The following is an 8,953-nucleotide window of genomic DNA, read 5'->3' as shown; positions in this document are numbered from 1 at the left end:
GCCTTCTTTTCTGCCGTCTTTCCAACGAGCATAGGTCAGGGCTAAATTTTCTCTGTGCATCCACTGCGACAAAACGGCGGTTTCTACCATATTTCCCATTTCATCATCAATGGCTTTTATGGGAGAAAATAAAGCCGTACGAAGCGACGGATTGGTCAAATAAATCTTAAAACTCATTATTCGTTTCAACCTCTTGGCATTGATATCCACCTTATTAAGCACCTTGATAAGAAAAGCCGCTTCGAGGTATTCCAAATATCTCTTGAGTGTTTCTTTCTGTATGCCACTTTCTTTGGACATTTTTTCGAAAGAAAATTCGTTGCCCGTGTTGTACGCAATGTAGGTAAAAAATCGGTTCAGTTCCTGAACATCCTTGATGCCGTACAAACTCGGCAAGTCTCGCAACAACACCTTATCCACAATATCGTTTTTCACATACCGTCCCATATCTTTCTGAATCTTTTCAGAGAGAACCACTTCAGGATAACCGCCAAAATTGAGATACTGTTGGAATTCTTCATTCAATTCATTTATATCCAAAGGAAGATGATAAGAAATTGACTGTCCGCCGTATATAATCCGCAAAATGAAATGTACCTATTTTCAAAATGAAATGTACATTTTTTGAGGATTTTACTATTACAAGCAAAGATATACAAAAACCTAAAAACACGGCAATTGAGCCGTGTTTTTTTTGCTATTTCCCTACCTTTTGATGTGATACATTATATCAGTAAATTTAGTGTTATGCGAAGGTGCATTTGCTGTTGTACTAATGTTAGCTCCTTTGAACGGGTTAGCATTGTCGCTGGTTCGTGTTTCGAGCCACTCACACAGTTCCACGATTTGCGATTTGTTACTTGTGAAATAGAAAAAACTTTGCCCGTGTAAGCAATCTAATACGTCCAAATAATCACGTAATCTCCAATAGTCTTTACTGTTATACGTTGCCGTATCTGTACTCAGATAGGGCGGGTCAATCAAAAATACCACATTCGGCACATCTTTGTACTGCTTAAATAGAGTTTTATAGTCAAGTTTCACAATTTCAATACCTTGCAGGTAGTCCGTAGCTAATTCGTAATTTGAGGTATGTACACAATTATACAATGTATCTCCCTCAAAATCCTCATAAGAAAACCCGTAATTCATTGAGAATTTAAGGCTGGAAGAAATCGTTATCCAATCCACAAAACCGCTTTCATCAGCACGTTTTAGTACAGCAAGAACCGCCTCACGTTCCAGTCCGGCAATGCGTTTCTCACGAGGTGTGGTAAGGTTTAAATTGCGTAATTCGCTTAAAATAGCATTAGTCTGTGGAATGGCTTCCAAACGTTTGTGATAATCATCAAAGTCGTTATAAATCACGGTAGCATTCGGGTATAATCGCTTGACGGTGTGGCTTAAAAGTCCCGAACCACCGAATAAATCTACATAAAATCCTTTACTTGGATATTCCTGCAGTGCTTTTTCAAATTCCTTTAAAAATCGTCTTTTTTGCCCCTGAAATGGTAGTGGGGCTTGTTTGTATTTCTTCATATTTATATGATTGTTAATATGTTATGCTAAAATATTTTTTTCCATTGTCTATAAATTTCATCGACCAAATTCGCCATCATTACAGGTGGTACGCTCATTCCCAGTACATATTGCACGAATGAATATGCCGAAGTTCCAAAATCATAATCTTGCGGGAACGACTGGCAACGTATCAGTTCGGTGTGATTCATTTTTCTTGGTTCGCTGAAAAGCACCATTTTAGAACCACTCGAAGCCACTAATGTTGGCGGTACTTTGTCCTCATAAATAAATTGTGCGTTAAAGTTGCTATCTCGGTTTTCAATGCGTTTCAAAACATCGGCATAGGTGCGGTCACCCAGCTTTCGATTTTGCCACACGTTTTGGTCGTGAGCTGTCCAACTTGCCGTATTTTCGTCAGTTTTGATGTCCTTAAACAGAATGGGCGATTGATTGAAATTCAATTGTAATTCGTCCACATTCTTGGCTAAATCCTTGCGAATGGCAACAAAAAACACACGCTCACGTCGTTGAGGAACGCCCATTTTGGAGGCATCTAACAAATGGTAATTGACTTTGTAACCCGCTTGGTCAAATTCTTGTAAAATACGTTCGGTATAGGATTTCGCTTTGCCTTGTAGAATGCCCTTGACGTTTTCAGCAATCACGATTTTAGGCTGTAATTTTTCTGCAAGTGTAATAAAATCAAAGAAAAGCGTGTCCAACACCTGCTTTTTTTGTCCCTCTTTAAAAACTTTTTCTTTGCCCCAATCTGCCTCCCGATTGCCCGAAACGCTGAACGAACTGCACGGCGGCGAACCGTCTAAAATATCCAAATGGTAGAGTTCTTCGGGGTATTCGTCCCAACGAACAAAATCCTGAATCGCTTCAATAAATTGGTATTTGGCTTGATGATTTTTGATGTACAGATTTGCCATTCGTGGGTCTATTTCGTTAAAGCCTATTACATCAAACCCAGCCAATTTATAACCCATTGTTGAACCACCTCCACAGGCAAAGCAACTAAATACCTTTCCCTTGTTTTTAGCGAATTTTGTTTCCGATAATTTCCAGTTGTAATGATATTTCATATTTTTTAGTATTTTTGCAACGCCACATCAGAAAATACAAATACCCACAGGTACAGAAGACTTATTGTCCTCCGTAGCCTGTGGGTGTATTTTTTAAAGATGTGGCGTCTTTTTAAAGCGGAGGACATTTTTTCCTCCTTATTTTTTTACTTGCAGCGATAAGGCAAATGCTTAACGGGACAAGGGCGATTTAAGGCTCGTTTCCCAACCGTTTAAATCACTTTTAAAAATCGTTTAAATTTCCTGCCTGTGGTGGTCCACCGCAAATCCGAAATGTTTCCGCTTTCTCAAGTATTGCAAATCATTTTCATTATTGTATGCTTCCCGTTCAAAGATGATATTTCTGTATGCCCTATTCCAATTCCGATACTTGGCATATTTCCAAAGAAAATCCAGCAAATACCACAGGTAGAAAAACACTACCAGTAATTCAGCCTGTTGCCTCAAATGGATACGCTCGTGATTGATTAGTACGGCATTATTTTTGTCCATTCGTTCTCGCACGAAAATGAAAGGATACAGCGTTATGGCTCTGTACCCTTTCGGAATGAGCCTTTTACACACTCGTATCATCGGCTTTGGTTTCTTGGGGTTCAGGGTTCATAATGCTTTGCCCGATAGCAAAAATTTCATCTTGTAGGGCGGAGTCTATTTTTGGAGTGTAAACCGAATTTTCTACATTCAGTCCTCTACCGTACATCGTACCTCTAAACATTTCTTGCCCTGTAAATTCAGGACTTCCTTGAGTTCCTTTCGCAACAGAAAATGCTACAGCGCTAACCTGATCATTTACCTTATCGTACATAAAAGTTACTGTATTTCCGTTAATTACAACTATTGCCGTAATGCTTTCTCTACGGCTTACGATTTCTAAGTTTGTTTTGTTTTTTTCATCGCTCTATTTATTTAATTTATTCAATTCCTCTGTTGCTATTTCTTTTAATTCTTGTATCAAAACGGGCGACCTACCTATGAATTGTCGTTTTGGCAGGTTGTGTCGCACGGTGCGGGTAAAGGCTTTCACGTTTTGTTCCTTGCCTCTGTGTTTGCCCTTTTTGATTTTTCGGGTAAAGGCTTTCACATTTTGGGTAGTGGTTTCATTACTCCCCGAGTTGTGATATTTCATATAGGAAAAATCACCACCTCCTATGCTTATAATGGCTTTATACTCTTGGATATGTAGTTTCATACTTTCTTTTCCTTCACCGGAGGCGATAAGTATTTTCTTTGTGTTTTGGGTGTCTTTTCGTTTAGCCCAAGGCTGTTCCGTTTCTCCTTGCCACGCTTCTTTTTCAAAGTTTTCAAGTACAAAATTTCGTACAGTACCGGCTAAAAGTGGTGGAATATCGTCCCTTATCTTTTGATTTACAGCCTCCATTATTTTGTTAAAGTTGCCTGAAAATGTAGCCATAGTGTTGTTTTTTTAATTTTATGTTGTATCTTTGCCTCAAATATTTGGTGTCGGACTCAGACCTGTGAGCTGAGAGTAAGCCTTCACCCCCCCGAGGGGCAAGTTAGTTCGCTAATTTGCCCCTTTGTTATTTAAATCGGGCGGTATTAACTCTTAATATCCGTTTGTCATACATTATGAACGTAATGGTTTCAACATTTTTCGCCCGACCTTGTTTAAACGTTGCCCTTAACGCCTCAAAAGCATCACGATTGGACGTTAATTCCTTTGTAAATTGAATAATAACCTCCTTAACGCCTTGTCTGTTTGCCTCCTTCAAGGCACTTTGAATAACATTTTTTCCATTACTGCTCTCCGTTACTTTCACATCTACGTATTTCTCTGTTTTCAGATTGAAAGCATCGGGGTTGGTTTGCCCGTCCTCAACAATAGGCAACATTCTGTATTTTTCGCCTTGCTTTGCAAGGAGCGTTAAAGCCTCTTTGTTTTTGGTAAATTCGCTCCCTGTCTGCTTACGTTGTTTATCTTTTAATGTTTCGTGTTTATAAATTTCAACAACTCCCTTACCTATTTTGTGTGCTTCAAATTCAATACCTTCATAACGTTTATTTCTTTCATTTTCTTTATACAACGAAGGAGCTAAAACCAATACATCACTGGGGGTATTGACGATGTAGCTGTTTTTTTGGGTAAACACTTTTCCTGTGATGCCGGGATTGTTTTTAAATGCATCCGGAATGTCAGGAACGGCATAATTTTCCGTTGGCACCCCTTTTCGTAATTGCCTTACCGTAGTGCGGCAATTGAAATGATTCGGTGGGAAATAATGCTTCAACATCGGGTCATCAACCGATACAATTACACCGTGCAAAGGCTTACAAATATCCGATGTGTGTCCGTCCAACACCACATCAAATTGCAAGTATGGAAATAGGTGTTTTGCCTTCTGAATATCACTCCACAAACTTGCTTTCTGAGCTCCTATAACAACCGTATTATACTCGGTTTTTAGGTAACGAATGGATTTACCTACCACCTTTTGGGCTTCCCGCTTAAAATCGTTCCAGTTTCGTAATGAGCCGTCCGATTTTAGCAATAAATTATTCAGTGCAACGTTGTCGTTGTAATTTTTGGCAACGGAAAATTCCCAAACATTTTTTTTCAGAAACTCCCGCATTTTAAGGTCGGGCGTGTCGTAACCGCTCTCATCAAAAGCCTGTTCAATGGCTTTGCTTAATTGCTGGGCTTGTTCCCTTACGATAGGCTCATAAATCAACTCATCGGGCAAACCTTTGTTTTTGTAAATCGTACGAATTAAATCCGTCCAATGCTCGGATAACTTCTTAAAAAAGTCTTCCAAATCATCGGCAAAAGACAATTCAGCGTATGAATGTCCACAGCATAGTGTTTGATATTCCTTTTCAAGTTCCGACCAATTTAGCTCCTCGTATAGCTGAATTTCTATCGAGGAGCTCCGCCGAAAAAATCCAAAAACTGCTCCCAGTAGGATAGCTTCTTGGTGGTTACTTTTTGTTGTTTTGGTTTCTCTGCCTGTCGAGGCTCTCGACTTGCTTCTTTCCCATTGTCTCTTGTCTCTTGAGTTTTCCCTTTCGGTACACCAAAAGTTTCATACCAATAATTTTCATCAATAGGCACAATAGCGTTGACACGCTCGGCGATTTCCAACTGCTCTTTTTTGGTCAGGTTCTCGCTTTGCTCGGCAAAATGAAACCACCCGCCCGTAACATCATACCCTCGTTTTGCCAATCGTGGCAGCACTTCGGTATTTAAAATACGCTGTACAAAACGGCGGTCGGCTTTGTTGATGTCGTCTTCGGTCTGGGCGTGAACTTTGCCCTGTGAGTAGCTACTGCCGTCCTTTGTCGTCATCGTTTGTCCGAGAATGGCGATAAGCATTTGTTCATCGCATTTGTCCGCAAAACGCTCGTGTATGTCCACAGTTCCAGTGCTTTTTGTTCCAACCACTTTAACATCGCCATTTTTGCTCATCGTCATACTTGCTCCCGCACCCCGATTTTTGAACGCATTTTCCATTTCCACACGTCCGTTTTCGTCCTCAGGGTCGTACAATCCCACCAACGTATCAATCCCAAAAAGCTCACAATATTGAGCAAAATCGCTCATTCCGTTGCGTTTAAAAATGGCATACGGAGCGGTTTTTACGAATAAGCCCAACTCCCTTTCTTTCCCTAATGGAAGTAGAAAATCATTACCCTCATAAGGGATTCCGTCCGTATCCGATAGTGATTTTAAAATAACTTTGTCTTTAGTGTTAAAATGTCGGCGGTCAATGGAAACTACCTGAAAGCCGTTGGTAAAATCAAATTCCAACACGGTTTTTGGGTAGAATTTCGATAACAGAATTTCCCGCAACAATTCCTCAAACTCGGGCGTATCAATTAAATCATCTATCTGTGGAACATTCTTATTACCTTTGGAAAACACAATTTCGGCATTAGTAATTGCCATTATTCGCTTTTCAACGGCATTGCTAAGCACGGGGTCAAGTAACAAATCGTCAAAGAGTTCCACGAGTTGCCATACCCGCCCGTAATCTGCTGAACGGATAGCATTTCGCCATTTGCTGATGTCCTGTGGGGTTCGTACAGGGAGGCAGTAAGTGAGTGTCTTATGTATTTTTGTATGCTTCATTCTTTTTAGTTGTTAGTGGTCAGCAATTAGTGATTAGTAGTTAGCGAATAGTAGGGCGAAATATATTTCGCCCACTAAAAGCCTATTGATTGCCCCCATTAAAAATAATTCTCCCGCTTGGGGTTGCTGTGTAAACTAAATGACTGCGTTTTGCTGTTTTGTTCCTCTTTTAGAGGCAGATTGGCTGGCATCCCTTTATATACGGCAGTAAGCCAATCCACCGCCTGCTCGTATCGGTATTTTTTGTCGGGATAATCAATGGACGGGTTTGCTAAGCCGATAAGCTCCCAAACGGCTATGTCCTTAACAATTTTCAGCAATAACGGATTGCGGTCGCTTCCCGTTGTGCTAAAAATAGCGTCCACATCGTAGGCTTTCATTAGCTTACTTTTGGCAAATTCAATAGCCGTATCAATGGAAGCCAACGCAATAGTTTCATCGCCTTGGATAATTGCCTGTAACTCGTGAGCATAAGCGTGGGTTTTGAGTTCGTTTGGTTCTAAATACATTTCAAAAGTGATTAGGGGTTAGTGGTCAGTGATTAGGGGTTAGCGTATAGCGTATAGGAGTTAGGGGTCTGATTGCTAATAAACTAATTGCTAACCACTATTCGCTAATTGCTATTCGCTAACTACTTCATCATAAATTCAATCAATTCCTCATCGGATTCAAATTCTTTCTCTGCTACGGAGGTTTTACCTTGTTCCACCAATCGAGGAGCATCGGCGAGCATTAGGGTTAGTTCAGTAAAAGGCATTTGTAGAATATCTTTTTTGCTCCAACCTGTTTCTTTGGCGATGTGGAAAATCAGTCCGAAAACGCTATGAAAGCTCTCACTTTTTAACTCGTTTTCTCGTTTTGGCTCAGCATCGGTGCGGTTATCCGTCGCTCCCCGATGTATCTGATAGTAGCTATAAAATCCTGCACACCACCGTGAATGACAATGAGTTGAAACAGATAAAAGATTTCTTCCGCTGAAAGACTTTTTTGCAACACTTTGGCGAGTTGTCGGGTACGCCAACCTTCTTTGCCATTGCGGAGCGTTACCGCCAAAATCAGACTTACCGTCTTTCCGTGCAACGCCATTACGCCCATTGCTTCGGTTATGCTGACCTCCTTTCCGACAGGCGAAATAGTGAGATACAGCCGAGCAATTTTAAGCTGAGTTTCCAATGTTGGAGACGTCAGTACAAAGGCTTTTTTCCGTTTGAAAAGCCAAAGAAAAGGGATAAGGAGTTGAATCCTTACCCCCTTTTTTAGTAACAGATTTGCCGATTCAAATTCCGTTTGATGTGCTTTCTCCATTATTCAGCTTTTGATAGGATTTGAACACTTGGTTTTCCGTTAGCAGGTGATACAGGTTTTATTTTTAAACGAAGTAACACCACATCTCCTCGTTTAAATTCAGTGTCTAATTTTGCTAAAATGAGACATTTAGGAAAACGGAATTTTACTTCCGTACGAGTCTCAATTTCAACAGCTTTATAGATGTCTTCGCCTGTGGTGGACTCACTCCATACTTTCCATTGTTGGCTGTCTTCCTCCACCTGTGCTACTGTCCCGCCTTTGAGTTTTTTAAGCGTTTCGGTGTTGTAATCGAACGTATCTACTTCGATAGTTTTTTCTCCCTTTTCGCCTTTAAAAATTTCAATAGGGTCATCTTCTTGGTCACAATAAAGCGGATCGGTTTGGGTCTCATCTTCCGATATTTTACAAGTATCTCGTTTAGTTCTAACGAGTTCCTCCATTTCGGAAGTTTTTGGAGCGGTACCGTCTTCTTTGACTGCTCCAAAACGTAAGGCTTTCAGCCCGAATGTTCTAATTTCTTTTGCCATTTTTTTTGTTGCTTTATGCAGAAGGCTTTAAGCCGTAAGCGTATTGCCTAAAGCCTTTTGCGGGTTACTTTTTCTTGTTTTTCTCCTTGTTACTTGGATTTTTGTCCTTGTCACTTGGCTCTTTATTCACATCGCCCTCATTGAGTTCGTCATTACCTTCGTCTTTGGTTTGTCCTCCGTTATCGCCTGTTTCTTGCTCCTTGCCACTTGGATTTTTGTCCTTGCCACTTGGATTTTTGTCCTTGCCACTTGGATTTTTGTCCTTGTCACTTGGATTTTTGTCCTTGTCACTTGGTTCTTGTACAAACCTTTCAAACTTGGTTACTTTTTTATCTTCAAGCGTTTTGGCGTGTTGATTGGCGTCGTGTTCACGCTCGTAACCGATGCCAGTTGGAACTGCTCTCATTTTGGAGGGTAATCACAAC

At 40.5% G+C, this 8,953-nt stretch carries 13 protein-coding genes; all 13 read right to left on the bottom strand.

The window, feature by feature from the left end:
• The coding region (locus YW9_RS12750; protein ID WP_018279764.1) for an ATP-binding protein at positions 1-585 on the bottom strand (585 nt) is incomplete at its 3' end.
• Between the two features lie 120 nt (positions 586-705).
• Positions 706-1,539, bottom strand: coding sequence for a DNA adenine methylase (locus YW9_RS0108555; RefSeq protein ID WP_018279763.1), 834 nt, complete (start codon positions 1,537-1,539; stop codon positions 706-708).
• A gap of 26 nt (positions 1,540-1,565) precedes the next feature.
• Positions 1,566-2,609, bottom strand: a complete 1,044-nt coding sequence (locus YW9_RS0108550; protein ID WP_018279762.1) for a DNA cytosine methyltransferase — start codon at positions 2,607-2,609, stop codon at positions 1,566-1,568.
• Between the two features lie 234 nt (positions 2,610-2,843).
• A complete protein-coding gene (locus YW9_RS13350) occupies positions 2,844-3,182 on the bottom strand; it encodes a hypothetical protein (RefSeq protein ID WP_081615903.1) in 339 nt (112 codons plus the stop codon).
• Positions 3,166-3,414 carry a hypothetical protein gene (locus tag YW9_RS0108540; protein ID WP_018279760.1) on the bottom strand — a complete coding sequence of 83 codons (249 nt, stop codon included), beginning with the start codon at positions 3,412-3,414 and terminating at the stop codon, positions 3,166-3,168. The genes YW9_RS13350 and YW9_RS0108540 overlap by 17 nt, the downstream gene beginning before the upstream one ends.
• Positions 3,415-3,507: 93 nt before the next feature.
• Positions 3,508-4,020, bottom strand: coding sequence for a hypothetical protein (locus tag YW9_RS13155; protein WP_155848756.1), 513 nt, complete (start codon positions 4,018-4,020; stop codon positions 3,508-3,510).
• Between the two features lie 127 nt (positions 4,021-4,147).
• Positions 4,148-5,398 carry a minor capsid protein gene (locus YW9_RS13150; RefSeq protein ID WP_155848755.1) on the bottom strand — a complete coding sequence of 417 codons (1,251 nt, stop codon included), beginning with the start codon at positions 5,396-5,398 and terminating at the stop codon, positions 4,148-4,150.
• Between the two features lie 83 nt (positions 5,399-5,481).
• On the bottom strand, positions 5,482-6,693 hold the full coding sequence (locus YW9_RS0108520; protein WP_018279757.1) for a phage portal protein family protein: 1,212 nt from the start codon (positions 6,691-6,693) through the stop codon (positions 5,482-5,484).
• Positions 6,694-6,791: 98 nt separating this feature from the next.
• Positions 6,792-7,202 carry a phage protein Gp36 family protein gene (locus YW9_RS0108515; protein ID WP_018279756.1) on the bottom strand — a complete coding sequence of 137 codons (411 nt, stop codon included), beginning with the start codon at positions 7,200-7,202 and terminating at the stop codon, positions 6,792-6,794.
• A gap of 122 nt (positions 7,203-7,324) precedes the next feature.
• A complete protein-coding gene (locus tag YW9_RS13790) occupies positions 7,325-7,450 on the bottom strand; it encodes a hypothetical protein (RefSeq protein ID WP_262481895.1) in 126 nt (41 codons plus the stop codon).
• 83 nt (positions 7,451-7,533) lie between these two features.
• Positions 7,534-7,998, bottom strand: coding sequence for a hypothetical protein (locus YW9_RS0108505; protein WP_018279754.1), 465 nt, complete (start codon positions 7,996-7,998; stop codon positions 7,534-7,536).
• Positions 7,998-8,528: a hypothetical protein gene (locus YW9_RS0108500; protein WP_018279753.1), complete on the bottom strand. Its 531-nt coding sequence runs from the start codon at positions 8,526-8,528 to the stop codon at positions 7,998-8,000. Before YW9_RS0108500 ends, YW9_RS0108505 begins: the two co-directional genes overlap by 1 nt.
• A gap of 64 nt (positions 8,529-8,592) precedes the next feature.
• On the bottom strand, positions 8,593-8,934 hold the full coding sequence (locus tag YW9_RS0108495) for a hypothetical protein (protein ID WP_018279752.1): 342 nt from the start codon (positions 8,932-8,934) through the stop codon (positions 8,593-8,595).
• Between the last annotated feature and the right edge of the window lie 19 nt (positions 8,935-8,953).

The sequence above is a fragment of the Capnocytophaga cynodegmi DSM 19736 genome, assembly GCF_000379185.1.
Lineage (GTDB): Bacteria > Bacteroidota > Bacteroidia > Flavobacteriales > Flavobacteriaceae > Capnocytophaga > Capnocytophaga cynodegmi.
Note: the sequence above shows the minus strand (reverse complement) of the source record. Positions and strands in the feature narration are given on the sequence as shown.

Bases quoted from the DNA above. Each gene is read 5' to 3' on its own strand.
- YW9_RS0108555 (WP_018279763.1), bottom strand. From the start codon at position 1,539: ATGAAGAAATACAAACAAGCCCCACTACCATTTCAGGGGCAAAAAAGA.
- YW9_RS0108550 (WP_018279762.1), bottom strand. From the start codon at position 2,609: ATGAAATATCATTACAACTGGAAATTATCGGAAACAAAATTCGCTAAA.
- YW9_RS13350 (WP_081615903.1), bottom strand. From the start codon at position 3,182: ATGATACGAGTGTGTAAAAGGCTCATTCCGAAAGGGTACAGAGCCATA.
- YW9_RS0108540 (WP_018279760.1), bottom strand. From the start codon at position 3,414: ATGTACGATAAGGTAAATGATCAGGTTAGCGCTGTAGCATTTTCTGTT.
- YW9_RS13155 (WP_155848756.1), bottom strand. From the start codon at position 4,020: ATGGCTACATTTTCAGGCAACTTTAACAAAATAATGGAGGCTGTAAAT.
- YW9_RS0108520 (WP_018279757.1), bottom strand. From the start codon at position 6,693: ATGAAGCATACAAAAATACATAAGACACTCACTTACTGCCTCCCTGTA.
- YW9_RS0108515 (WP_018279756.1), bottom strand. From the start codon at position 7,202: ATGTATTTAGAACCAAACGAACTCAAAACCCACGCTTATGCTCACGAG.
- YW9_RS13790 (WP_262481895.1), bottom strand. From the start codon at position 7,450: ATGCCTTTTACTGAACTAACCCTAATGCTCGCCGATGCTCCTCGATTG.
- YW9_RS0108505 (WP_018279754.1), bottom strand. From the start codon at position 7,998: ATGGAGAAAGCACATCAAACGGAATTTGAATCGGCAAATCTGTTACTA.
- YW9_RS0108500 (WP_018279753.1), bottom strand. From the start codon at position 8,528: ATGGCAAAAGAAATTAGAACATTCGGGCTGAAAGCCTTACGTTTTGGA.
- YW9_RS0108495 (WP_018279752.1), bottom strand. From the start codon at position 8,934: ATGAGAGCAGTTCCAACTGGCATCGGTTACGAGCGTGAACACGACGCC.